General features: G+C 52.0%; 23 protein-coding genes and 1 tRNA gene. 19 read left to right on the top strand and 5 right to left on the bottom strand.

Going from position 1 to position 25455, the window contains the following annotated elements:
• Nucleotides 1-70 precede the first annotated feature (70 nt).
• A complete protein-coding gene (locus H6868_03655) occupies nt 71-604 on the top strand; it encodes a hypothetical protein (protein ID MCB9988413.1) in 534 nt (177 codons plus the stop codon).
• On the opposite strand, the gene H6868_03650 is transcribed toward H6868_03655, so the two are convergent.
• Nucleotides 596-2308, bottom strand: a complete 1713-nt coding sequence (locus H6868_03650) for an acyl-CoA dehydrogenase (protein ID MCB9988412.1) — start codon at nt 2306-2308, stop codon at nt 596-598. The two genes, H6868_03655 and H6868_03650, sit on opposite strands and share 9 nt — an antisense overlap.
• Before the next feature lie 93 nt (nt 2309-2401).
• On the opposite strand from H6868_03650, the gene H6868_03645 reads away from it, so the two are divergent.
• Both H6868_03645 and H6868_03640 read left to right on the top strand, forming a co-directional pair.
• Entirely contained in the window at nt 2402-3352 is a 951-nt protein-coding gene (locus H6868_03645; protein MCB9988411.1) for a flagellar biosynthesis protein FlgJ, read from the top strand.
• Between the two features lie 76 nt (nt 3353-3428).
• Nucleotides 3429-3635: a hypothetical protein gene (locus H6868_03640; protein MCB9988410.1), complete on the top strand. Its 207-nt coding sequence runs from the start codon at nt 3429-3431 to the stop codon at nt 3633-3635.
• Here H6868_03640 and H6868_03635 read toward each other — a convergent pair whose 3' ends face one another.
• Both H6868_03635 and H6868_03630 read right to left on the bottom strand, forming a co-directional pair.
• Nucleotides 3636-4625, bottom strand: a complete 990-nt coding sequence (locus H6868_03635; GenBank protein MCB9988409.1) for a threonylcarbamoyl-AMP synthase — start codon at nt 4623-4625, stop codon at nt 3636-3638.
• 74 nt (nt 4626-4699) lie between these two features.
• Entirely contained in the window at nt 4700-5794 is a 1095-nt protein-coding gene (locus tag H6868_03630) for an anhydro-N-acetylmuramic acid kinase (GenBank protein ID MCB9988408.1), read from the bottom strand.
• An 18-nt stretch (nt 5795-5812) separates the two neighbouring features.
• Between H6868_03630 and H6868_03625 the strand changes: the two genes are divergently transcribed.
• On the top strand, nt 5813-7093 hold the full coding sequence (locus tag H6868_03625) for a tyrosine--tRNA ligase (protein MCB9988407.1): 1281 nt from the start codon (nt 5813-5815) through the stop codon (nt 7091-7093).
• A 73-nt stretch (nt 7094-7166) separates the two neighbouring features.
• Here H6868_03625 and H6868_03620 read toward each other — a convergent pair whose 3' ends face one another.
• Nucleotides 7167-10331 carry a hypothetical protein gene (locus H6868_03620; protein MCB9988406.1) on the bottom strand — a complete coding sequence of 1055 codons (3165 nt, stop codon included), beginning with the start codon at nt 10329-10331 and terminating at the stop codon, nt 7167-7169.
• An 87-nt stretch (nt 10332-10418) separates the two neighbouring features.
• Here H6868_03620 and bcp point away from each other — a divergent pair, with 87 nt between their 5' ends.
• Complete coding sequence (bcp, locus tag H6868_03615) at nt 10419-10877, top strand: thioredoxin-dependent thiol peroxidase (GenBank protein ID MCB9988405.1); 459 nt, start codon at nt 10419-10421, stop codon at nt 10875-10877.
• Between the two features lie 52 nt (nt 10878-10929).
• On the opposite strand, the gene H6868_03610 is transcribed toward bcp, so the two are convergent.
• Nucleotides 10930-11619 carry an alpha/beta hydrolase gene (locus tag H6868_03610; protein ID MCB9988404.1) on the bottom strand — a complete coding sequence of 230 codons (690 nt, stop codon included), beginning with the start codon at nt 11617-11619 and terminating at the stop codon, nt 10930-10932.
• Nucleotides 11620-11772: 153 nt separating this feature from the next.
• Here H6868_03610 and H6868_03605 point away from each other — a divergent pair, with 153 nt between their 5' ends.
• The 14 genes from H6868_03605 to H6868_03540 all read left to right on the top strand — a co-directional run bounded on the left by H6868_03605 (nt 11773) and on the right by H6868_03540 (nt 25455).
• On the top strand, nt 11773-12909 hold the full coding sequence (locus H6868_03605) for a cysteine desulfurase (protein ID MCB9988403.1): 1137 nt from the start codon (nt 11773-11775) through the stop codon (nt 12907-12909).
• Nucleotides 12902-13243, top strand: coding sequence for a 2Fe-2S iron-sulfur cluster binding domain-containing protein (locus tag H6868_03600; protein MCB9988402.1), 342 nt, complete (start codon nt 12902-12904; stop codon nt 13241-13243). The genes H6868_03605 and H6868_03600 overlap by 8 nt, the downstream gene beginning before the upstream one ends.
• A gap of 96 nt (nt 13244-13339) precedes the next feature.
• Nucleotides 13340-13846, top strand: coding sequence for a DNA-deoxyinosine glycosylase (locus tag H6868_03595; protein MCB9988401.1), 507 nt, complete (start codon nt 13340-13342; stop codon nt 13844-13846).
• Entirely contained in the window at nt 13822-14991 is a 1170-nt protein-coding gene (mnmA, locus tag H6868_03590; GenBank protein MCB9988400.1) for a tRNA 2-thiouridine(34) synthase MnmA, read from the top strand. Before H6868_03595 ends, mnmA begins: the two co-directional genes overlap by 25 nt.
• A 91-nt stretch (nt 14992-15082) precedes the next feature.
• A complete protein-coding gene (locus H6868_03585; protein MCB9988399.1) occupies nt 15083-15295 on the top strand; it encodes a hypothetical protein in 213 nt (70 codons plus the stop codon).
• Nucleotides 15296-15334: 39 nt separating this feature from the next.
• Entirely contained in the window at nt 15335-15544 is a 210-nt protein-coding gene (locus H6868_03580) for a hypothetical protein (GenBank protein ID MCB9988398.1), read from the top strand.
• Nucleotides 15545-15598: 54 nt separating this feature from the next.
• Nucleotides 15599-15674, top strand: a tRNA-Met gene (locus tag H6868_03575).
• 368 nt (nt 15675-16042) lie between these two features.
• Nucleotides 16043-17353, top strand: a complete 1311-nt coding sequence (locus tag H6868_03570; protein MCB9988397.1) for a peptidoglycan-binding protein — start codon at nt 16043-16045, stop codon at nt 17351-17353.
• A 1260-nt stretch (nt 17354-18613) separates the two neighbouring features.
• Nucleotides 18614-19507, top strand: coding sequence for a mechanosensitive ion channel family protein (locus tag H6868_03565; GenBank protein ID MCB9988396.1), 894 nt, complete (start codon nt 18614-18616; stop codon nt 19505-19507).
• A 57-nt stretch (nt 19508-19564) separates the two neighbouring features.
• Nucleotides 19565-20494: a bifunctional riboflavin kinase/FAD synthetase gene (locus tag H6868_03560; GenBank protein MCB9988395.1), complete on the top strand. Its 930-nt coding sequence runs from the start codon at nt 19565-19567 to the stop codon at nt 20492-20494.
• Complete coding sequence (locus H6868_03555; GenBank protein ID MCB9988394.1) at nt 20491-21423, top strand: AEC family transporter; 933 nt, start codon at nt 20491-20493, stop codon at nt 21421-21423. Before H6868_03560 ends, H6868_03555 begins: the two co-directional genes overlap by 4 nt.
• A gap of 171 nt (nt 21424-21594) precedes the next feature.
• A complete protein-coding gene (locus H6868_03550) occupies nt 21595-24441 on the top strand; it encodes an isoleucine--tRNA ligase (GenBank protein ID MCB9988393.1) in 2847 nt (948 codons plus the stop codon).
• Nucleotides 24438-24938, top strand: a complete 501-nt coding sequence (gene lspA, locus H6868_03545; GenBank protein MCB9988392.1) for a signal peptidase II — start codon at nt 24438-24440, stop codon at nt 24936-24938. The genes H6868_03550 and lspA overlap by 4 nt, the downstream gene beginning before the upstream one ends.
• Nucleotides 24922-25455 (top strand): DUF3035 domain-containing protein, encoded by a 534-nt coding sequence (locus tag H6868_03540; GenBank protein MCB9988391.1) that lies wholly within the window; start codon nt 24922-24924, stop codon nt 25453-25455. Before lspA ends, H6868_03540 begins: the two co-directional genes overlap by 17 nt.

Here is a 25455-nt window from a genome sequence, read left to right as displayed (position 1 = left end):
CCGCATTCGAACAAATGTGGCTTTTTTGTTTTTTATTCTCAGGGGTTCCTTATGCTATGATAAAAGGGATATGAGCACACAATCCAGATGGAGTATCTGTCTTTTATTCGTTCTGGCCGGTTACATTATGCTGGCGGGGGGCGTTGTTATGGCGCAGACAGAACAACAATCCGAACAAGTCATGGCCCTGTTTAATCAACTGCCTGAGGACGTCCAGAATAATATTCTGGATGAAAGCCGGGAGTTTGAGACTTATTGTCTGGGGATCGATACATATTCCGAATACCACGATTGCGAATGTCTGGCTCACCGTTTTTTTGAAGAACGCGTTAAAAGAGGTCCGCGCCAGCATATGTACTCCCTGTTTGGCGACCTGAAAAGGGAATGCCCGGATATTGCCGGAATGGCGGGTAAATCTTATGATTCCTGCATGCGTATTATGGTTTCGCAGCCGGAAAACATCGAAAAAGTCTGTACATGCTATGCCAACAATCTGGCCCGTGCCTATGCCGAACATCCCAACCCGGATTACCGCTATGTCATGGATTTAGGGTCCAATGTTATGGTGAAGTGCCGCATGAAAGTCCGGCAGGGATTAGAGTAAATCCCCGGACAAAAAATCGTCTGCCGCCAGAACCACCGCAGACAAGGCCTTATGACGCGGTAAAATATGATCCCTGTAAAATCCCGCCCGTTCCCGGTCAGCTTTATCCCCCACCGCTGCGCGCCGGGCCATCATAACAGCGCCGCAAACAACGCCAAACGCATTCAGATAGGATGTTGCCCGGCTGGCAATGGCGTCCATCTGGCCACTCCCGGCCAGATGGAGCATGTGGGCCGTCGCCTCTTTCACCGCCTCCAACGCCTCCAGAACCGGCTTGCAAAGAGCCGATAGCTCCCGGTCCTGTGCGGCTATCTCGGCAAGCACAGATGTTAATTCCGCCTGATAGGCTTTCACCGCTTCGCCTTTGTCCATCAGCAGCTTACGAAAGGCCAGATCAAGCGCCTGAATCCCGTTAGTGCCTTCGTAGATCGGTAAAATACGGGCATCCCGGTAGAATTGCGCCGCGCCGGTTTCCTCTATGAAGCCCATACCGCCATGGACTTGCACCCCCAGAGACGCAACCTCGACAGCGTTATCGGTACACCATGATTTGACGATCGGAGTCAGGATATCCACGCGGGATTGCGCCGTCGCATCCCCGCCGCGCGCCTTGTCCAGATTAAGCGCTGCTTCATAGGCCAGCGCCCGTCCGGCTTGTGTTAGAACTTTCATGGTCAAGAGCATGCGGCGCACATCCGGGTGTTCGATAATTGCGGCTTTCGCCCCGCTCTTGTCACCAATTTTGGCACTTTGCACACGCTCGCCCGCGTAGGCCAGCGCTGCCTGATACGCTGCCTCACCAATCGCCACGCCCTGCAGCCCCACCGACAGCCGGGCATTGTTCATCATGGTGAACATGTACTTCAAACCTTGGTTCTCTTCTCCCACCAGATAGCCGGTCGCACCGCCGTTATCGCCGAAGCTCATCGTACAGGTCGGGGACGCATGGATACCGAGTTTATGTTCCAGACCTGCGCAAATCAGGTCGTTGCGGGTGCCGTCTTCAAGGAATTTGGGAACGATAAACAGGGAAATACCTTTTACCCCTTCCGGCGCCCCGGTCACACGGGCCAGAACAAGGTGAATGATATTGTCCGTCAGGTCGTGCTCCCCATAGGTAATGAAGATTTTCTGGCCGGTAATTTTATAGGTGCCATCGGCCTGTTTTTCCGCCTTTGACCGGATTGCGCCCAGATCGGAACCGGCCTGCGGCTCCGTCAAATTCATCGTTCCGGCCCATTCACCGGAAACAAGTTTGGGAAGGTAAAAGGATTTTTGCTCATCGGAGCCATGGGATTCAATGGCTTCGACCGCGCCCTGATTGAGGAGTGGACACAGGCCAAAGGACATATTCGCACCTTGCCACATTTCCTGTACCGGGAACGCCAATACCCACGGCAATCCCTGGCCGCCATATTCCGGGTCGAACGGCACGCCGTTCCAGCCCATTTCGCAATACTGGCGATAAGCGTCCTTCCAGCCCGCCGCCGTGGTGACGCTTCCCTCTTTCAGGATACAGCCCCCGGCCTTATCTGCCTGATGGTTCAGGGGTGCCAACACGCCGGAGGCCAGTTTCCCGGCTTCCTCCAAAATGGCCGTCACCGTTTCGGTATCCAGTTCAGCGGCCTGCGGCAAAGCGCTGATGTCCAGCACATCACGCAGCAAAAACACCATATCGTGGGTGGGGGCTTTATAATCGGGCATGAAACACCTTTTTCGTTCAATTCGGTTTTCATTTTACACGATATTTTGAAACTGGCACGCCCCTTGCGATGTTATTTCATGGAAAAGAAACCGATGGAATTTGAATACGCCATGTCTTTGAGTGAAAACATAATAAATAACAATGCGTTAGCGGCTCTAACCCGGCAAGCCGCCCCGCAAGTGATTAGCGCTATCAAAACCGCCAGCGCCAAAACAGGGGTCGATTTTGCCTATCTGGTGGAACAGGCTGCCGCCGAAAGCGGTTTCAAGGCGGGGATTAAATCCACAACCAGCAGTGCAACGGGATTGTACCAGTTCATCGAAAGTACATGGCTGAACATGGTTGAAAAATACGGCGACAAATACGGGCTGGGTGATCTGGCCTCCCGAATCAAAGGCGGGGAACACAAACAAAATGCCGCCCTGAAGCAGGAAATTCTGGATTTACGCAAAGACCCGAAAACCGCTTCGGTCATGGCCGCCGAATTTGCCGCTGAAAACCAGCGCTACATGGAATCGCAAGGGGTCAAGGATATCGGATCGGTCGAGCTGTATCTGGCGCATTTCATGGGAGCCGGCAGTGCCACGGCCTTTTTGAAAGCCAATGAAGACGCGCCGCTACAAACCGCCGCTGACCTGTTCCCCAAGGCGGCGCGCGCCAATCGCAACGTGTTTTACGATTCAAAAACCGGACAGGCCCGGACACTGGCGGGCGTTTATGATTTCTTTGCCAAAAAATTCGAGGCCAGCACCGGAAACGGCACCATGATGGCCGATAATGCCCCCTCAGCCGTGCCGCCGCACGCCGGCGCTATTAAAGCCACAAACCGGCCGACAAGCACCGCTTTTCCAAAATTTGCCGGTTTTTCATCCAAGGATGCCGTTTTGTCGTTTATCTCCCATCCGGCCCTGAAATATTTATCCGCTGACGGCAGCGATAGCTGGGTCCGCCGGCCCTTGATGCCGCAAGCATCCCTGATCGCCAGCCCGGTTGAGCTTATGATGCTGGCACGTCTGGAAACGCCGGAACGCACCCGTCCCTAGCGGATTTCCCCTGCATTTTCTTGCTTTTTCAACTGTTTTCATATAGGATAAGGGCATAGTTGAAAGGGAGAAAATTATGGCTAACGCCTCAGATGAAAAAGAAAACAGCAAACCACAAGATGCTTTTGGTTATGCCGCTTTTTACAAAATCCATACGCAGGATCTGATTAAAAACTCCGCGCGGTTTGTCGTTGACGCGGCCCGTGCCTTTAACGAGCAGGCCAAAAAGCTGAAAGAAAAACTTTTCTTTATAGACCAGCCGCCAACGCCCGACCCGTCGTAATTAACGCCGGGAACCCGCCGCGGCGCGGCGCAGGCGATCATTAATCGCCAGACCTAATCCGTTATCAGGGATCGCCATCACAGCGATCCCTTTGTTATTGGGGCTATCAAGTTCATTGAGCATCCGAAACAGGTTGGCGGCAGCCTCGTGCAGATCGCCCGCTTCGCTTAAATTTCGAAACTGATGTTCCGGCAGATCTTTCGCAGCGCCACCGCCTTTGATACCCATAAATTTAATTGAACCAAAGGCCAGAAGCGCTTCGCCCGGTTCCAGATCAACCGCATTCAGGCGCACAGGGATCGACGGCGCATAGTGGCGTAGAAGCTGGCCAGGTGATTTTGGCTTATCGTGATCGCCGAGATCCACCGTTACTTCACAATCCAGCACTTCGGCGATCTGTTCTGCCGTAATCGCGCCGGGACGCAAGACAACGGGCTGCTCACCGCTTAAATCCAGAACCGTCGACTCAAGGCCCACATCACAGGGGCCGGCGGCGAGGATCATATCAACGGAATCGCCGAGGCTTTCCGCCACCAGAAGCGGCGTGGTCGGTGATACGCTGCCAGATTTATTGGCGCTCGGCGCCGCCAGCGGTACACCTGCCGCTTTGATAAGTGCCAGTGCGGTTTTATGGGCCGGCACCCGCACAGCCTGCGTCGGCAGACCTGCGCCGCAGAGTTCAGAGACTTTGCAATCGGCCCGGCGCGGCAGGACCAAGGTCAACGGCCCCGGCCAGAATGCCTGTGCCGCCGCATAAGCCCGGTCATCCATTTCGACGATCTGCGCGGCGGCTTCGGCGCTTTCGATATGGGCGATCAGGGGATTAAAGGCCGGACGGCCTTTGGCCTCGAAAATTCCCGCTACCGCTTCGCCATTGGTCGCATCGGCGGCAAGGCCATATACCGTTTCCGTCGGCATGGCCACTAACCCGCCGTCTCGCAGTATGGCGGCGGCTTCCTGTATCGTTTTTGCATTTGCGGTTTTTATCATGGACAAGATATTGTCATCGCGAGCACAGCGAAGCAATCCAGAATCTTTAACAAAACCGGATTGCCGCGTCGGGCTTACCGCCCTCCTCGCAATGGCGTTTTGCAGGAATGAAGCTCTCCCCCGGTTTGCGGCTGCGGCACGCCAGTTGTTTCCGGCAGGGACAACGGCAGGCCCAGCAGCGACCGTACGGCCAGATAGGCGAAGCATTCGGCTTCGATGGCGTCGCCGTTATACCCCGCGCCCTCAATTGGTTTTACCGGAACGTCCAAACATTTTTGCAGACTTTCGATCAGATGGGCGTTTTTTCGTCCCCCACCGCAGGTAAACCAAGCCATGGGCGACGACGGGAAATGATCGCAAGCCTTGGCAATAGCCTCGACCGTGAAGGCGCTTAATGTGGCCAGCGCATCTTCCGGTTTTTCCGGCAAAGGCGGCAGGGATGTTTCAAAAGTATTTCGATCAAGGGATTTGGGTGGGGACGCTAAAAAATACGGGTGTTGTAAAAAAGATATGATGGCCTCTGCGTCTACCTTCCCGGATGCGGCTAATTCTCCGTTTACATCAAATTCACGGCCCAGATGACGCGATACATAATCATCCATCAGGGCGTTGGCCGGACCGGTATCAAACGCGATAAGCTTCCCATCCTTACTCACATAGGTCACATTCGCCACGCCACCAAGATTGAGAACCGCGACCGGTTTATCCTGCGCCTCCATAATCGCCCTGTGGTAGAGTGGTGCCAGCGGCGCGCCCTGCCCGCCGGCCTTTACATCGGCGGTGCGGAAGTCGTTAATAACATCCATGCCGGTTTCGGCCGCCATACGCGCGCCATCACCGAGTTGCCATGTGAAATTATTTTCCGGGTAGTGGCTAATCGTCTGGCCGTGGAAACCAATGATATCGGCTTTGAAGCCCGATGCTTTCACCGCCGCGATATGAATGTCCGTCACCAGTTTTTCGGCAATTTCTGTTTCGTTATCCTTTTCGGTTTTACCAAAACAGGCCCGAACCTGATCCCGGATATTGATATCATAAGGGTGCGCATAGAAGGCCAGCGGCTTCACAAAGTCGTGACCGTCGGTTTCGATCAGGGCCACGTCGATTTCGCCGTCCAGTGACGTACCCGACATTAGCCCCATTGCGGTATAGACTTTTTTCTCGCTCATGCGTATAGAGATAACATCATGAGCAAAACATATAAATCAGAATTTCTGAACACAATGGAAGAGCGCGGGTTTATCAACCAGTGCTCGAATTTTGATGAGCTGGATAAAAAACTGTGCGAAGGGGTGCAGAGCGCCTATATCGGATTTGATGCGACGGCGCAGTCCCTGCATATCGGGAACCTGACCGGGATTATGATGCTGCACTGGTTCCAGAAGTGCGGACACAAGCCGATTACGCTGATGGGCGGCGGCACATCGAAAATCGGCGACCCGTCGTTCAAGGACGAACAGCGCAAATTGCTGGACGATGCAGCGATCGAAGAGAACATGGAAGCGATCCGTCGGACCTGTTTTACCCAGTTCCTGACCTATGGCGACGGCGAAACCGACGCGCTGATGGTCAATAACAATGACTGGCTGGATGGCCTGAAATACCTTGAGTTCCTGCGCGATTACGGGAAGCATTTCACCGTTAACCGGATGCTGAGCTTTGAGAGTGTCAAGCAACGCCTTGAGCGCGAAAGCCCGCTGTCGCTGCTGGAATTCAACTATATGGTGATGCAAGGCTACGATTTTGTCGAGCTGCACAGACGCTATGGCACGGTCTTGCAAATGGGCGGATCGGACCAGTGGGGCAATATTATTAACGGGGTGGAGCTGGGCCATAAAGCCCACCGCTACGACCTGTTTGCCCTGACGGCGCCGCTGCTGACGACGCCGGACGGCAAGAAAATGGGGAAAACCGAAAGCGGCGCGGTATGGCTGAATGCCGAAATTCTGCCGCCTTACGATTATTACCAGTACTGGCGCAATGTCGATGACGTGATGGTCGGGACGCTGCTGCGGCGCTTTACGCTGCTGCCGATTGACGAGATTGAAAAACTGGAAGCCCTGGAAGGGCAAGAGATTAACGAAGCCAAGAAAGTGCTGGCGTTTGAAGCGACCAAGCTTTGTCATGGTGCCAATGCAGCACAAGAGGCAGCAAAAACGGCAAAAAATGTTTTTGAACGTGGTAGCGTCGGTAGTGAACTACCTAGCTTTTTTGTAACACACGCTCGCCTTGAAGAAGGCGTTTCTATTTTGGATCTCATCTGCGAAACCGAGTTGGCCAAATCAAAGGGGGAAGCACGGAAGCTTATCCAGCAAGGGGGAATTCGCATTGACGATCAACAAGTTACTAACGAAAAACATATTGTAACCGCCAATGACATGGCTTTGGATTATGATCGTGAACAAGACGGCAACTGGATCAAGCTGTCAGCCGGGAAGAAAAAGCACGTTCTGGTGCGGGTGAAGTAATTTCGTCATTGCGAGCGTAGCGAAGCAATCCCCAGAGATTGCCGCGTCGCTGCGCTCCTCGCAATGACGTTTTTTAGCTGCCGTTATCGCCTTCGAACAGGATTTTACGCAGGATCCCCGGTGCCAAGGCAGCCAGCGGGTTGACACTGACGGTTGGGTTGTCGGACGGCCCCTTGATCGTATAGGTCGCGGCAAAAATCGCGCCATCCTTGCCCCCCGCCAGAATATCACCGATCAGCGGAATATTGCCAACCAGAGAATTGGCCGCAGCCATGGGCACGATCGTTCCCGAAATCGCCGTTTTGCCAGCCGCTTTGTCGACTTCGCCTTCGAAGGTCAGCCCCAACGCGGAGCCCGACGTCCGCCCATCCTTAATCAGGTATAAATCGCCCGCCGGCCGGATGTACCACTCAAAGCCGGATTCCAGCCGTCCGAAATAGATACCTTCATCGCTGAGGAGTTGCGGTATACCCGTCGGCCCGATACCGCTGAGCAACCGCGCCAGAACCGGCGCTTTTGTCACATGGAAATCACTGATCTGGACATTTCCGACCAGAACCTTGCGGCGCTGGATGTCCGGGGCTTCGCCGTACAAGACCAGCTTGCCGCCTTCGACATTTTCATACAAATCAAAAGCCCGCAGCATGGAACCGGCATCATCGGCTTCCAGCCTTACCATCATTTTGCCGGTTTCATTGGGTTTCAGACGGAAGTAAACATCGCCTTTCCCGGCCACGGCATCCATTTCCAGCTGGTCGATATCGCCCTGTGCGTTCATGTTCAGATAGATTTTAGCCTGCTCTACCAACCGGGCCGTACGGGTACGCATCCGTCCGACATTCACGGATGCGATCAAAGGCGGCCCGGCATAGGGTTCGTCTTTTTTCCGGCCCTCCAGAAACGGGCGGGCGTCCATAAATGCCCCGTCGATTGCCACTTTCAAGGCGCCCGTCGTCATATATTCGAATTCCAGCCCCATATCATTTTCACCAAACGTAATCCGGGGGATTTTTCCCTGTGACAGTTCGCCGCGCCGATCAAAAACAAACTGCCCTTCCGTCAAACGCATATCCGGGGAAGTAATCGAGAGGTGTTCGATTTTCTGGACCGTGGCGTTTTGCAAGGCCACCTTGCAGGTCAGGGTTCCCGCCGTACCGACCGGCTTTTCGTAGGAAAATGGTTTAATCATCAAAATCGCCGGGGAAATATCCGCGGTCACATCAACCGCTGCGCGCCCCCCGGCCAGCTCCGTATAGGTTACGTTGACCGGCACCGTCCCCGCCAGCCAGTCGTCCAGCCCAATGCCCAGCTTTTCCCGCAGCCCCTTGTCCGCGCGGATGGCCGCGGTAATCTGGCTTTCATAAGGGGCGCCGGCGCTTTCCAGATATTGCTGCCATGTCAGGGCAACATCGCGACCCTCCAGTTGGGCATTTCCGGCCAGCTTTGCCGATTCTCCGTCAACCGTCAGGGTCAACGGTCCGCCGGTCAAATCCATATCCTTGACAACATCGGGAAGGAAAACATCGCTGAGAGTGCCTTTGACACCGACCTTTACCTGTTTAACTTTCAGGTCTTTTACGGTCGGGAAGCTGATGTTCACATCCAGCGCCGCACGACCGCCAACCTGTTTGGGGTTAAAACCCAGTTTCTCTTCGCCCATGCCAATCGGCTCCGGCCCGACATAGTCGAACACGCTTTTCAGCGGGCCGGACAACGCCACGTCTATTTTGGCTGTGCCCGTTCCTTCGCCGATAATATGGTCGATCGTGACCTTTGCTTTTGAAATATCAAGATCAGACAGCTGTCCCTTTTCAATATCAATGGTCAGGACGTCGCTGGAAAAGTGCCCGGTCGCGTAGGCATGTTTCACCGGCAACAACGGCGCCCGATAATCAACATCCATGTTTTCGATACCAAAATCGGCCACGATATTATTGGCGGCGATTTGCCAGTTTTCTTCCCCCTGATGCGCCAATATATCAAAACGGCCCGTAACGTTTCTTATGGTGCCGCCGGACAGACGCTCCGTCATCCAGCTTTCAATCGGCAAACCCCGCAAGGCATCCGGCCACAAAGACACGATTTTTGACTGTGGCAGATCACTGACGGTCAGGGTTACCGGCGCCTTCAGTTCTCCCTCTTTCCATGTGGCCTGTGAACTCAGGGTCACCTTCACATCATCCACAATCATCAAAAGTTTCTCTATGTTCACCTGACCGGTTTTCCGATCATACGCCCCGTCGAGCGCCATACCATCAACTGCCAACGGTTTATCGTAAACATCCGGCACCGATAAAATGCTGGGGGCAGCCGACAGGGAAACCCCTGCCTCCTCAAGCTGCAGATCAGAATTTATTATGGCGCGGATGTCTCCATTGAAAGAAATGTCCTGTTTCTGAAGAAACGAAAGTTCATCAACATAATGCGCTAAAATATTAGGATCAAAATCCTGAATCCGGGCTTGTGCGGTAAAATCATCCCGCTCCCGGTTATAAAGAATATCAACCCGGATATTGGCCGCATCGGTTCTTCCGCCCGGCAGCTTCATATCGTAGGTAACAACAAGCCCTTCATCATCACGGGCAAACAGCGTATCGAGATCAGGCAGGAACCATGTCATCCCCAGAACATGATCCTCCATCACCATACGGGCATCACGGATTTCAAACGTTTCCAGATAATCCAGCGGCGAGCGGCTGTCGATCTTCTGTCTGGGCTCGGCCAATCGCCGCACAATGCGCATCACCGGATTATCGCCCACATCATAAGTTTCCGGGACTTCCGCCTCTATTTCCTCGCCCAGCGTTTCAATTCCCAAAATGATTTTGTTGTCCGCTTTCCTCACCAGATGAAGAGCCGGGCCGGTCAAAACAATACGGGCAGGCTGGATCTGGCCGAGCAACAAAGCCCGCCCGGAAAGTCCCAATCCGACATGATCGATATCAAGGACAGGACGTCCTTTTTGCAGCAAACGAACGCCGCCGATTTCAAGCATCAGGGGACCGGCCAGGTCCGGCCACGCCAAAATCACGTCGTCCAGTTCGACGCTGTAGCCCGTCGTCGGATCGTATAGCGCTTCTTCAATATAATCCTTGGCAAAGCCCACATCGAAATTGCCCTTGGTCAGATGCCAGATGGCAATACTGCCCGCCAAAGCCAGCAGCAGCGCCAGAACGGCCACCGTCTCCAAAACAACCAGCAAAGTATGATGGCTGACCTTTTTAATTTTCTTGCGCATGCGGGCGGTTGTTTTTTGTTATCAGATCTCTATTTATATCCATGTACTTATAATGTCTGTCTTTTGGAATTGAAAGGATGTGATGACATGACGGCTTTGAATATTGGTGATAACGCGCCCGGCTTTACTTTGCCGGTTGCCGGCGGCGGCGAGATTTCCCTCTCGCAATTCAAAGGTCGGAAAGTCGTGGTTTATTTTTATCCCAAGGATGACACGCCCGGCTGCACGACAGAGGCCTGCGCTTTCCGTGACAACCTGACGGATTTTAACAAAGCCGGCCTTAGCGTTATAGGCATTTCAAAAGATAGCGTCGCCAAGCATGACAAATTCAAAAGCAAATATGACCTGAACTTTCCGCTGGCCTCCGACGAAGACGGGCACGTTTGCGAAGCCTATGGCGTGTGGGTTGAAAAAAGCCTGTATGGCCGCAAACATATGGGGATCGAGCGCTCAACATTCCTGATCGGGCCGAATGGCAAAATCGAACATATCTGGCGCAAAGTTAAAGTCGCCGGCCATGTCGATGACGTTTTAAAAGCCGCCTGAAAACAAAAACCCCGGCGTTAGCCGGGGTTTTCGCAATCCGGAAATAACAAGTTTAAGCAGCTTTGCTTAACAAATTGTTGGTCATGACCTTACGACCGCCATTTTCCAGGGCGTTCATATGGTCATGCATATGCGCGATCAGCGTTTCCAGATGCCCTTCGCCATTATAGAAATGGCTGGCCCCTTCGATCACGCGGTAGTCAACTTCAATTCCTTTTTGCGCATGCAGACGCTCGGCCATCTTGGCGACGTGCTCTTCCGGCACGTGACGGTCATCGCTGCCGTGCAGGATCAGGCCCGATGTCGGACACGGCGCCAGAAAGCTGAAATCTTCGGCATGGGCCGGCGGCGAAACCGCAATCCATCCGGCTATTTCCGGACGGCGCATCAAAAGCTGCATTCCAATCCATGAGCCGAAACCAAACCCGGCCACCCAGACATAAGGTGCGTTTTTGTTGAGTTCCTGCATCCAGTCCAGTGCGGAGGCCGCATCGCTCAGCTCGCCTTCGCCTTTGTCAAATTCACCCTGGGAGCGGCCCACCCCGCGAAAATTAAAGCGCAAGGTCGAAAACCCGCGCTCAACAAACGCCTGGAACATGTGATAATTGATTTTATTGTTCATTGTACCGCCATGCTCCGGGTCCGGGTGCAAAACGATCGCAAGCGGTGCGTTTGGAATGTGCGAGTGTTTATACCGGCCTTCGAGGCGTCCGGCGGGACCGTTAAAAATGATTTCTGGCATCTGTTCCCACTTATTTAATTATGTTATCCCACATCAAAAGATGCTCCGGTATAGCAAAAAGAGTTTGCGCTTGTCCATGAATTTATCATAACATGCTGATATTCCTGTGGATTTTATTGATTTTGTACTTTTATTTTGAATTGAAAGACGGAAATGAACGACCCTGTCTATCTGGACTATAATGCCACGGCGCCCCTTAAGCCCGCCGTTATTGCGCTGATGACTGATCTTCTGGCGCAGCCGGGCAATGCGTCTTCGGCCCATGGATTTGGCCGTGAGGCCCGGAAAAATGTGGAAAACGCGCGTGAGAAAATCGCGGCACTGGCCGGAGTTGAAAACGGGCAGGTTGTTTTTAACAGCGGTGCGACCGAGGGCAACAACACCATTTTGAAAGCGTTTCAGGGACAGCGGGTTCTCGTCGCTGCGACCGAACACCCCTCCGTTCTGGAAGCCGCCCCGGACGCGGATCTTATACCCGTCGCCTCAGACGGTACGATTGATATGGCCGCTTATGAGACTCTACTGAAAACCGGCCCGTCCCCGGCGCTCGTATCCATTATGTTCGTGAACAATGAAACCGGTGTGATCCAGCCCATCGGCAAACTGGCGAAGCTGGCAAAGAAATACGGGGCGCTGTTTCATTGTGATGCGGTACAGGCCGCCGGACGTGTCGCAATTGACATGACACGCCTGCACATTGATTACCTGACGCTCTCGGCGCATAAAATCGGCGGGCCGCAAGGCGCAGGCGCCCTGATTGCCGGGAACTGTGAAAACGGTACATGCCTTGATATCCCCAAGTTCCTGCATGGCGGCGGGCAGGAACGGCGCAACCGGGCGGGAACGGAAAATGTTCCGGCGATTGCCGGGTTCGGAATGGCCGTTGAACTGGCGATGAAGGATATGGATGCCTTTCAAAAGCTGGCGGCCTTGCGTGATAAACTGGAATCCGAAATTGCCACCATCGCCCCCGAAGCTGTCTTTTTCGGGCAGGGAGCCGAGCGGGTTGCCAACACCTCCAGCTTCGCCCTGCCCGGCGTCCCTACCAAAACGCAGCTTATAAATCTGGATCTGGCAGGCATTGCCGTCAGCGGCGGATCGGCCTGCTCCAGCGGCAGCGCCAAGGGGTCGCATGTTCTGGCCGCCATGGGTGCCCCAGAAGAGTACGTTACCAGTGCCTTGCGTGTTTCGCTGGGATGGGGTACAAAGCCCGCCGACATCGACCGCTTTATCGAAGTCTGGTCGGGGATGTATAACCGCGTAAAAGACAAAGTGAAAAAACATGCCTAAGATTACCTTTATCATGCAGGACGGAAGCCCGAAAGACGTCGACGCGCCGGTCGGGTTGTCGGTGATGGAAATTGCCCAGAAAAACGGGATTGATGCGATCGAGGGCGCATGCGGCGGCAGCCTTGCCTGCGCGACGTGCCATGTTTACGTGCATCCAGACTGGTGGAGCAAGGTCTTGCCTGCGGACGAAGACGGCGTAAGCGAAGCGGAAGAAGACATGCTGGACATTGCTTTTGAGCTGCGCAAAACATCCCGTTTATGTTGCCAGATCGCGATGAGCGAGGATCTGGACGGTCTGGTTGTTGCCCTGCCCGGTGCCAAAACCGACTGGTAGCAACATTTAACATGTCATTCTGGGCAAAGCGAAGAATCTCATGACGCAAGAACGGAGCCTTCGCTAGCGCTCAGGATGACAGTGAAAAAGATAACCATGGCCCCCATTACCTCTTTCCCGCCGATTGCCGACAAGGATGCGGAAATCCTGATCCTTGGATCCATGCCGGGAGAAGCGTCGCTGAAAGCGCAGCAATATTATGCCCATCCGCATAATTTGTTCTGGCCTTTCGTTATGACTATCACCGGGGGATCACCGGATTTACCCTATGAACGGCGCACCGCGCACCTGACGCAAAACCGCATCGCTCTCTGGGATGTCCTCGAATACTGCGTACGGGAAGGCAGCCTCGATTCCGCGATCCGTCCCGAAAGCGAGCAACCCAACGATCTGGCCGGGTTTATTGACGATCATCAAAGCCTACGAAAAGTTTGCTTTAACGGGCAGAAAGCTTATATAACCTTCAAAAAATATGTGCTGGCGCGGCAGCCGGAGATCGCCGAGCGATTAGAGTTAATCGTTTTACCCTCCACCAGCCCCGCCAATGCGTCGATCCCCAGGGAAGAGAAGTTAAGACAATGGACAAGAGCGCTGACATCATAGCCCCGCTGGTCCCCGGCAAAGCGCCGGCGGATACGCGCGTGGTCGTGGCCATGTCGGGCGGGGTGGACAGTTCCGTCACCGCGGCGCTTTTGCATGAACAAGGTTATGACGTGATCGGCCTGACGATGCAGCTTTACGATCACGGGCAGGCGCTGGCCAAAAAAGGCGCATGTTGCGCCGGACAGGACATTTACGATGCGCGGCGCGTGGCCGAAAATTGCGGGTTTCCCCACTACGTTCTGGATTACGAGAACAATTTCAAAGACAGCGTGATTGATGAATTCGTCCAAAGTTACCTGCGCGGGGAAACGCCGATCCCGTGCGTGCGCTGTAACCAGACCGTGAAGTTTCAGGATATGCTGGATACCGCGCGTGATCTCGGCGCGGATTGCCTGGCGACCGGGCATTATATCCAGCGTGTTGTAAACCCGGACAACAGGCAAGCCGAGCTCCACCGCGCCATCGACCCGACCAAGGATCAAAGCTATTTCCTGTTTGCCACAACGCAGGAGCAGCTCGATTTCGTGCGCTTTCCTCTCGGCGGCTGGATCAAGGACCGGACACGGATGGAAGCCGAGCGTCTGGGGTTGCTGAATGCTGAAAAACCGGATTCACAGGATATTTGTTTTGTGCCCAACGGCGATTACGCCAGCGTCGTGAAAAAACATGCCCCGGCCGCGCAAAATCCCGGTGACATCGTACATATTGACGGGCGGGTTGTCGGCCAGCACGAAGGAATTGTCGGCTACACAATCGGCCAGCGCAAAGGGCTGGGAATCGGAGGCGGCGTCACAGAAAACAACGATCCGCTTTATGTCGTCCGGCTTGATGCCGCGGCCAACCAGGTGATCGTCGGCCCGAAAGAGGCGCTGGCGCGCGATACGATCCATATCCGCGATTGCAACTGGCTGCCCGGTTCCGGTGAACCTGTCAGCGGTCCGGTGCTTCTCAAATTCCGGTCCGTCATGCAGCCTATCGCGGCGCAGCTGGATATCGGCGGTGACGGCACAGCCATCCTGAGCCTCGACACACCGCAGTATGGGATCGCCCCAGGGCAAGCTGCCGTGTGTTATGACGGTGCCCGCGTACTCGGCGGCGGCTGGATCAGCCACACAGATAATAAAATTTTAAAAAGCGCCGCCTGATTAAACTTAATTTAATCTAAAAAATAACTTGAGAAAATATAAATAATTGTGATATGGTCCCACATTCCAAACGGCGGAATAGAGGGTGATCATGATCGCTGAAGATTATGAATTTGCGGGCCTTGAGCGACTGGGCGGCCAGACTTTGGCTGAATTCCAGCCGCCGGCAAATAACAATGAAGAAGGTGTGTGGCTCGCACCGCAAGCGGTTCGGCGGCTTCTGGCACAGAATCCAGGACATGCCGAACTGCTGCGGGCCTTCTACGCGCTGGAAAAAGAAATCTTGACGCGCCCACAAAATTAACACAATAAAAAATATATTAAGAAGGAACAGGAGAAAATTATGACACTTGAAATTCTTTCTGCGGAAGAATGGCTACAAGAAGGCAAGCAGGCACTGGGTTCTCAAAACCTTTATATGGCGGCGGCTTTTTTCGCACGGGCCTGTGACGATTCAAGCCCCAAAGACCCCACTTATAAAGAAGCATGGAAAAATATGGACGAACTAACCCGCGGTGAACATGCATATCCCAAGCCTCAGGGATATCGATAACCACCTCTTGACAAACCCGGATGAACGCGGCATAAAACGCCCTTGTCATGCGATGGCGGTGTAGCTCAGGGGTTAGAGCAGTGGAATCATAATCCATGTGTCGGGTGTTCAAATCACCCCACCGCTACCAACCTTTCTATTTAAATTTGTCATTTACAGATAAATCACCCATTTTACCTCGTTAAATTATGTTTTGACGTATATTACTGCGCAAGGATTGAAAGTTTTATGAGTGATAAAACCAAAAAAATAATTTACTTGCAGCTAATTGCCATGCAAGGAAAATAAGATAATAGCAGGGATTTTCTCAACATCGTTTATCGAGAGCAAACTACCGTAAACAAACGTGTTCCAACAGGTCTGATTAAGTCTAATAAGAAAAAAAACTTGACTTAAGAAAACAAAATATAGGAATATATTCATTAACAACACCACAGGTGCGCCTATCGTCCTGCGGTGTTTTTTTATGTCTGCATCAATCATTTTAAGGAGAAAATAATGGGTGTTCTGGATTTCTTTTCAGGGCTGTTAAAGGACTCTGTCGGCAATAACATGGATAACGATCCGCAGGATGTGCGGACGGCAAAGAGGAATTTACAGAATGCTGGATACATGGACGATAACACGCTGGAAATAGACAGTCCGTTTATCACTCGGAATATGGACGAGGGAATCAAAGCCTTTCAGCGTGATAAAAATCTAAAAATAGACGGCATCATGAATCCGGGTGGAGAGACCGAGAGGGGATTGTTTGAATCTCTGACAGGGCGCAAAGCCGATGATGTATTTGGCCGCACTGATAATGGTAGGGGCTCTGTCGGTTTTGGTGGAAATGTGTCGGGAACTTTTGCGCCGGAACCCCGAAAGCCAAAACAACCGCGAAACCCGTTTATCTTTTCGACCACGCCTATGGAGAAAAATGAAAAAGGATTAGATGACAAATACATACTTTCTTTGAAGGATGAAGATAAAGAACCAGAGAAACGTCAAGAAACCTTTCCAAATAAACCTGCCGAATATGATGCGACAGGCAGGATGGTAAAAACAGAAAGTAAAAAGAGCGCAATAAACCCTTTAAAACCCCAGAATCCGTCTCTAAACCCCAAAGCTCAAAAAGCATTAGATGACGCACAAAAAAAACTTGAAGCGTATAAGAAACAATATCAATTAACGCCCAAACTTTTAGAGCATTATTTAGGAAAAAGCGGAGAACCTGTAACACTTTCCGAGAAAGATATAGACAGTGCCCGTCTTTATAAAAAAGCAATTCAAACCAACCAGAAACGCTTTGAAGACAGTATGGTAAAAGGCGTTGTAGATAGAACCTATGAATGGCATGGAAATGTAGCATCTGGAAATAAGGGAGTTACAAGTACTTTTAAAGATCAAATTTTAAATCTGAAGGATGGTGAAACTATTATGCTTGATAATCCAAAAATTAAGAATGCCGGAGATTCATGGGATCGTGATATTGGAAGATGGAACTCTACCCTAAACGATCCAGAGCAAGGGTTTGCCCTTGGGGCGGTCAAGATACGCTCTTTAGGAAATTTAAAAGCTAAGCGTACAGGCAATAAAATTGAGATTACAGGAGATGTAGACCACCGTATTAATGACACATATGACTTTAATGATGACACTCTATTTGATAGAAATGTTTTCGAGGGCTATCGTTTACTGGCAAAAGAGGGGTTGGCGAGGCCTTTTGAGGTGCACGGCAGCAAAAAACAAAAAGTCACTGGCACGCTGGAAATAAAAAATGGAAGAATTACAAACCCACAATTCAAATGGGAAGACAAAAAGGAATAAATATATTTATTTCATTTTAACTTTTTTTTCGCCTTTGAAATTCTGGTTTGTGTATGGTTTTTGGATTTCTCTTATATTATTCATAGTTGTTCGTGATCACGGAGTATTTAACACGGTTTTGGGGCTTCCAGATTGGATTTTTAATTTAAGACCCGAATTATACGATGAGATTCCAATAGAGTTTTTTATAATAATTCCTGTTTTTTTTATAATTACTATGCTGTCTTTTTTTTATAATCTTGGAGAAAAAAATTCGGCTATTAAGATACAAATATTCTTGCATGTTATTTTAATATTATTTTTAGCGCCCAAATTTTTTGAATATTTGAGTTTGTACTTGGTATATGTGTTGTAGTGTACACTTAACCTTTTGAAGTACGCGGCAGCAAAAAACAAAAAGTCACTGGCACGCTGGAAATAAAAAATGGAAGAATTACAAACCCACAATTCAAATGGGAAGACACCTCAAGATAATCTGGAAGACAGGATGTTTTCTTATGTTCTTACATTTTTATCTCCTATTAAGTTCTGGATGGTTTATAGCTATTGGCTCTGCTTAATGTTTTATAGCTTTTTTTTCGTTCAGATTTGGTTGGCCCATCCATTCCTTTCCCTGGCAATATTTGCCCATTTCCTCTTGGCTGTTACTCTGACCATGTATATTTATTTTTCTTTACGATCCCATTCTTCTTTTTGCTGTTAGTGGGCAGAGCTTTATGGGCTGCCTATAAACACAATAAAACACTTTTAATCTGCGCCCTTCTCCACATTATATTGATTATTTTTAGAACAGAATATTTCAATTTTATGTTTGATGCGTTTGCATGGGCTCACGCCAGAGGGTAGTTTGTTTCTGCTATATTGAATGAGTATAATTATAGATTATCGGGCACTTAAATATACAAGCTTCGTTAACTTTCGGGTAACATTTGGGGTATCAGTGGCGGTGAATTAATTCCAAGAGGTTTGGACGGATTATCATAAGTCCAGAACTTGAGACCCACATTCACCTTATGATACAGATAATAGAGCCAAATAGGATCAAACAGCTTGCAAAGAACCTTAGCCCAAATCATAATCCATGTGTCGGGTGTTCAAATCACCCCACCGCTACCAAATTTTCCTCCAGAACATTTTAAACTTTTCCGACTGGTAAAAAATACTCCCGTTTTTTTGTCTGCATAGTATTGTAAGGAAGCTGGCCGATTTTTAATCACGCACCAGATTACTCTCGGCCATAAACAAACTGTAAGGGTTACCATGGAGCAGAATATTACAAAAGCCGTCGATAAAGCCGTGTTTGAAGCCGTTAACCAGCAACTCCTCGTTCAAGGGGGCGTTACGACTATTGTCATCATTGTTGCTTTTTTGATTTTGCGGTCCTTGCTCGTACATTTCCTCAAAGGCAAGACCGAAATTCTGGACAAGGAACAAAGGCGTTGGATTAACCGCGTCAATAACGGTACAACCATCGCTATCGCCCTAGGGCTTATTTTGATCTGGGCACCGCAGCTTCACACATTCGCACTCTCTCTGACAGCGGTTGCCGTTGCCATTGTTCTGACCACAAAAGAGCTTTTGATGTGCCTGACGGGCGGCTTCCTGCGGGCATCCAACAAAACTTTCGATATTGGTGACTGGATCACCATTAGCGGGGTCACCGGAGAAGTCATGCGTATCAGCGCCATGACGACCCTACTCGAGGAAATTGACGTTACAGGAAAAAACTATCAATACACCGGCAAGACCATACAGATCCCCAACAGCAAATTCCTGACTGAACACGTTCAAAACGGCAACTTTACAAAGAGCCATATCTACCACGATGTACCTGTTACGGTGCAATATGCTGACCTTTCCCCACAAATTCTTATGAATGAGCTGAAAGCCATTACAGAAAAACACTTTGCCGATTATCATGATGCCGCCATTAAACTTAATAAACGCGTAGAAAGGAAAGCGGGCGTTGACTTTCCAGATCCGGAACCACAATTTTTCCTGAAAACCACGGATATTGGTCACAATACTTTTACCGTTCGTCTGTTCATTCCCACGATAAAGGCTAACCAGATCGGTGCAGACATTACGCTTGATTTTCTTGCTTTCGTTCATGTGCAGAAAGAAAAAAAAGTGAGTTCAGAACCAAAGTCCTAATTTTTTGAAACCTCTGTCCCCTTGCCCCGGCAGAAAAAAAATTTTACAACCAGCGGCATGGATATTTTTACAAGCCTCGATGATTTACCTGATCGCGCGCACGGCGCGGTGATTGCCATTGGTAATTTTGACGGCCTTCACCGGGGGCATCAGGCTTTGTTACAGACAGTTAAGGGCAAGGCCGACGAACTGGGGAAACCATTTGGGGTCCTGACATTCGAGCCCCACCCGCGCGCCCTGTTCCGTCCCGACGACCCGCCGTTCCGCATTACACCGCCGTCCCTGAAAGCCGAACGGCTGGCGGCCTGTGGCGTCGACATGCTTTATTCCCTGCCGTTTGACTGGGACTTTGCCAGTCAGAGCGCGCAAAAATTCATTGAGAATGTTTTGATAAACGGCCTTCGGCCCGTTCATATCGTGATCGGCGAGGATTTTTGTTTCGGTCAACTGCGCAAGGGCAATGCCGATACGCTGCGCGCAGCCGGTTTATCGGTAACAACCATCGGTAAAGTCGTCTGCGACCATGACCAGATTTTATCGTCCAGCCGTATCCGGGCAGCGCTGCGGCGCGGTGACATTGAAGAGGCCAACGCCCTGCTTGGCTGGGAATGGGAAATGCGCGGCACCGTCGTTCACGGCGACAAACGCGGACGCGAACTTGGTTATCCCACCGCCAATGTTCCCCTGAAAGATACACTGCACCCGGCTTACGGCGTTTATGCGACATGGGTGCAAGTCGAAGGCGAAACCGTCTGGCACAAGGCTGCGACCAATATCGGCATCCGGCCCATGTTTAAAATTCCGACAGGGCAGATCGAGGCGCATATTCTGGACTTTGACGGTGACCTGTATGGCAAAATCCTGCGGGTTTTCCCGGTCAAGCGCCTGCGCGGGGAAGCCAAATTCGACAGCCTCGATGCCTTGATCGCGCAGATTGATGCGGATTGTGATGAGGCACGTACTTTATTGAAAGATAGGCCCGGATGAGCGTCTTTCTCGCCTTGCTTCTCAATATCTTCCCGCTTTATATCCTGATCGGGATCGGGTACGCCGCCGGCCGGTTTTTTGCCATCGACCGTCAGACCCTTGCCAATCTGGCGCTCTTCGTCTTTGTTCCTGTCGTTGCGTTTGGCTTTGTGGCGAAAATGGAATTCCAGCCCGCCTATATCCTTTTGCCTTTTCTGATTTTCGCTTTGCAATGCCTGATCGGGTTTTCGTTTCTGGCGATCGGCAAGAAGGCCTTTGGCGATAACCGCGCCAACCTTCTGGCTATTACAACCGCCACCGCCAATAGCGGCTATTTCGGACTGCCGGTGGTCATTTTGCTGTTCAACGATGTCTGGGTCGGGGTCTATTCCTTCATGCTGGTGGGCATGATTTTCTTTGAAGCCACGATCCTTTATTATATTGCGGCGCGCGGGCATTTCAGCGTCCGCGACAGTTTAAAGCGTGTTGCCAAATTCCCGGTGCTCTATGCCGTTTTACTGGGGCTGGCGGTCAATGCCCTATCCATCGAGCTTCCGGAGATTTTCGATACTTACTGGACCCATTTCAAGGGCGCTTACGTCGTGTGCGGGATGATGATTATCGGCGTGGCCCTGTCCAAGGCCGAACGGCTGGTGTTCAGCGCCCGGTTCATGGGGCTGGCCTTTGCCGCCAAATTCCTGCTCTGGCCGCTGATTGCCCTGGGGCTTATCACACTGGACAATAGCGTTACGCACCTGTTCGCGCCAGAGGTTCACGACCTGTTGTTTGTTCTCTCTGTTTTGCCACCGGCAGCCAACGTCGCCGCATTCGCCGCACAGCTTAACTTACAGCCCGAAAAAGCCGCCACCACGGTCTTGCTCGGCACCCTGCTCGGCCTGTTTTATATTCCACTGGTTTTGATGCTGGCCGGATTTACATTGCCGTCTTGATTTTCCGCCCCTAATCACTCTATAGTGCCGCTATGCATAAAACGGCGCCCATAGGTGAGATTATCATTCGAATTATCATCCCGGTTCTTTAGAATAAGAGCCGGGTTTTCCTGCAGCCGGGCACAGCCCCTTTCCCAAACAGAATTTAAGACTATCACCGGATTAATAGAGATGAGCGATAATCAGAATAATAAAGACAAATACAAAGAAACCGTTTTCCTGCCCAAAACCGAATTCCCGATGCGCGGGGGCCTGCCGCAAAAAGAACCTGAAATGGTGAAACAATGGCAGGAAATGGGCCTGTATCAAAAACTGCGCGATCAATCGCAAAGCCTGCCGAAATGGGTTTTGCATGACGGCCCGCCCTATGCCAACGGCCACATTCATATGGGGCATGCACTGAATAAAATCCTGAAAGACGTGGTGGTAAAGTCTTACCAAATGATGGGTTACAACGCACCCTACGTGCCGGGCTGGGATTGCCACGGCCTGCCGATTGAATGGAAGATCGAGGAACAATACCGCGCCAAGGGTCTGGACAAGGATGAAGTCGACACGGTCGCCTTTCGGCAGGAATGCCGTGATTTTGCGCGTGAATGGGTCGGCATCCAGAGCGAAGAATTCCAGCGTCTCGGCGTGTCCGGCGACTGGGACAAGCCGTATCTCACCATGACCTATCCGGCGGAAGCGCAGATCACGCGCGAGATTCACAAGTTCCTGATGAATGGCGGGCTGTATAAAGGCGTCAAACCCGTGATGTGGTCGCCGGTTGAAAAAACCGCGCTGGCCGAAGCGGAAGTGGAATACAAGGAACATAAATCCATCACGATCTGGATCCGTTTCCCGGTTGTGCAAACCAACTGCAAAGCCATTGAGGGCGCGGATATCGTTATCTGGACGACGACGCCGTGGACGATGCCGTCCAACCGGGCCGTTGCTTACGGGCCGCAGATGGAATACGCGGTCTATGAAGTGAAGGCCGTCAACGAAGGCGCAACCGCAAAGCCGGGCGACAAGCTGGTTTTGGCGACATCGCTGGCCGAAAGCACCAAAGAACAGGCGAAGATTGCAGACTGGGACTTGCTGGACAGTTTCCGTGGGGCCGCCCTTGAAGGTACGATCTGTCACCACCCGCTGCGGGCGCATGGCTATGATTTCGACGTTCCGGCGCTGGCCGCCGATTTCGTCACCGAAGAAACCGGGACTGGATTTGTGCATATCGCGCCGGGTCACGGGCAGGACGACTTTTTCCTCGGCGTTGCGAACAACATCGAGGTCACCGATAACGTCGATGATGCCGGGGTCATCCGCGAGTCCGTGCCGCTGTTTGGCGGGGCGGTTATTTATGACGAGAAAGGCCAGATGGGCGATGCCAACGGCCGCGTCATCAAAGCGATGGCCGCCGAAGGGGCGCTGCTGGCCAAAGGAAGCCTGCGCCACGAATATCCGCATAGCTGGCGGTCGAAAGCGCCGGTGATTTTCCGGACCACGCCTCAATGGTTTATTTCGATGAACACCAACGATCTGCGGCAAAAGGCGCTGGCGGCGATCAAGGAAACCCGCTGGGTTCCCGCCGCCGGGGAAAAACGCATCACCGCGATGGTCGAAGGCCGCCCGGACTGGTGTATTTCCCGTCAGCGCGCATGGGGCGTGCCGATTGCGCTGTTTGTGAGCAAGCAAACCGGTGACCTTCTAAAAGACGAAGCCGTCAACGACCGGATTGCCAAGATTTTTGAAGAGGAGGGATCCGATGCCTGGTGGGCACGTCCGCCGGAAGATTTCCTCGGCAACGATTACAGCGCCGCCGATTACGACCAGATTTTCGACATCGTTGATGTCTGGTTTGACTCCGGCTCTACCCATGCCTTTGTCGTCGGCGACACCAAGACATGGCCGGATTTCGAAGGGGTCGATCGCCCCGATCTGTACCTCGAAGGTTCCGACCAGCACCGCGGCTGGTTCCAGTCCTCGTTGCTGGAGAGCTGCGGGACGCGCGGACGTGCGCCTTACAAAACCGTCCTGACCCACGGTTTTATTCTTGATGAAAAAGGCTATAAAATGTCCAAGTCAATGGGGAACGTCGTCGACCCGTTGAAAATGATGGAGCAATACGGCGCGGATATCCTGCGCCTGTGGAGTATGACGTCCGATTACTCGGAAGATTTACGCATCGGGGAAAACAACATCAAGGCCGCGGGCGATTTGTACCGCCGGATCCGCAATACGCTGCGGTTCCTGCTGGGGGCTTTGGACGGGTTTACCGAAGCCGAGAAAATCAGCCGGGATGAGTTCGGCAAGATGCCGGAGCTTGAGCGGTTGATGCTGCACCATCTGGCGACGCTCGACAGTGAAATCCGCGATCATATCGCCAATTTCGAATTCGGACGGCTGGCGAACAAGCTGCATAATTTCTGTAACAACGAGCTGTCGGCGTTTTATTTCGATATCCGCAAAGACCGTTTATATTGCGACCGGCCGGACAGTTTCGAGCGCCGGGCCACACGCACGGTCATGGCCGAAATCTTTGATTGTCTGACCGCATGGCTGGCCCCGATCCTGAGCTTCACCGCTGAGGAAGCGTGGTCCCACCGCCCGGCGGGTGTATTCGAGAATGCCGAGAGCGTGCATTTGCGGACATTCCCGGAACTGCCGGAGGGGTGGAAGGATGAAGGGCTGGCGGAGAAGTGGACAAAAATCATCCATCTACGAAAAACAGCCTTTGAAACCATAGAACCCATGCGCGCTTCGAAAGAAATAGGATCATCACTGGAAGTCTGCTTAAATTTCAAACTTTCAAATAACATGATTGATCTTCTTAAAACCGTTGATATGGCCGAAATATGCATTACGTCCGATATTCATTATGAATCCTCTGACCTTTCCATCATAGCCGTCAAAGCTACAAAAGCATCCGGGCATAAATGCGCGCGGTGCTGGAAAGTGTTGCCGGAGGTCGAAGAAGGCGGAATTTGTAACCGCTGTGCCGATGCCGTCGAAGCCCGGACGAAGGCCGCATGAAGAACGTTAAACTGATCGGTTTGCTGACGGCCCTTGTTATCCTGATCGCCGATCAGGTGAGCAAATGGGTTGTGCTGGCTAGCTCGATCCCTCAAAAACCGATTGAAATTCTCCCCGTGTTCAACCTCGTTCTTGTCTGGAACAAGGGAATCAGTTTCGGGATGTTCACCAATCATGGCGATATGGGGCCTTATATTCTCTCGGCCCTGTCCCTTGTCATTGCCGCCGGGTTTTCTATATGGCTGTTTAGAACGCACAGCCGGTTTCTGGCGTTGGCGATCGGGCTGGTGATCGGCGGGGCGGTCGGAAACGTGATTGATCGCCTGCGTTTCGGGGCTGTTGTCGATTTTCTGGACTTTCATATCGGCACGTGGCACTACCCGGCTTTCAACGTTGCCGACAGCGCGATTGTCATAGGCATTGCTTTTATCGTTTTTGATGGTCTATTCTGTGAACCGAAACGAAGGGATTCGCGGACAAATGAACAAGACAATTAAACTGACTGTTGTTTCACTAGGCTGTGTGCTGGCGCTGAGCGCCTGTAGCAAGGCCAAGGAAGAGCTGGGCCTGACCCGCCAATCGCCCGATGAATTTGCCGTGGTCAAACGCGCGCCGCTGGAAATGCCGCCGGATTATGCCCTGCGCCCGCCGCAACCCGGCGCGCCGCGCCCGCAAGAAACCGCGACCGACGAACAGGCCCGTGAAGTTGTGTTTGGCGGCACCCAAAAAACCGCCCCGCAGGCCACCGCGAAAGGTGAGGATTTATTGCTGCAAAAAGCCGGCGCCGACATTGCCGATCCGAATATCCGTACCATCGTTAACCGGGAAACCGCCGCGCTGGAGCCTAAAGACAAACCGGTGGCCAAGCGCCTGTTTGGCTGGACTTTAGGAAATCAGGATGAAGCCCCCCCGGCGGAAGTCGTTGATGCCCCGGCCGAGGCCGAGCGCCTGAAAACCAATGCAGAAAAAGGAAAACCCGTTACCGAGGGCGCAACGCCGACGGTCGAGGAATAA

This window comes from Rhodospirillales bacterium (assembly GCA_020638175.1).
Lineage (GTDB): Bacteria > Pseudomonadota > Alphaproteobacteria > Micavibrionales > Micavibrionaceae > JACKJA01.
The sequence above is the reverse complement of the archived record's forward strand: the minus strand, read 5'-3'. Positions and strand labels throughout refer to the sequence as shown.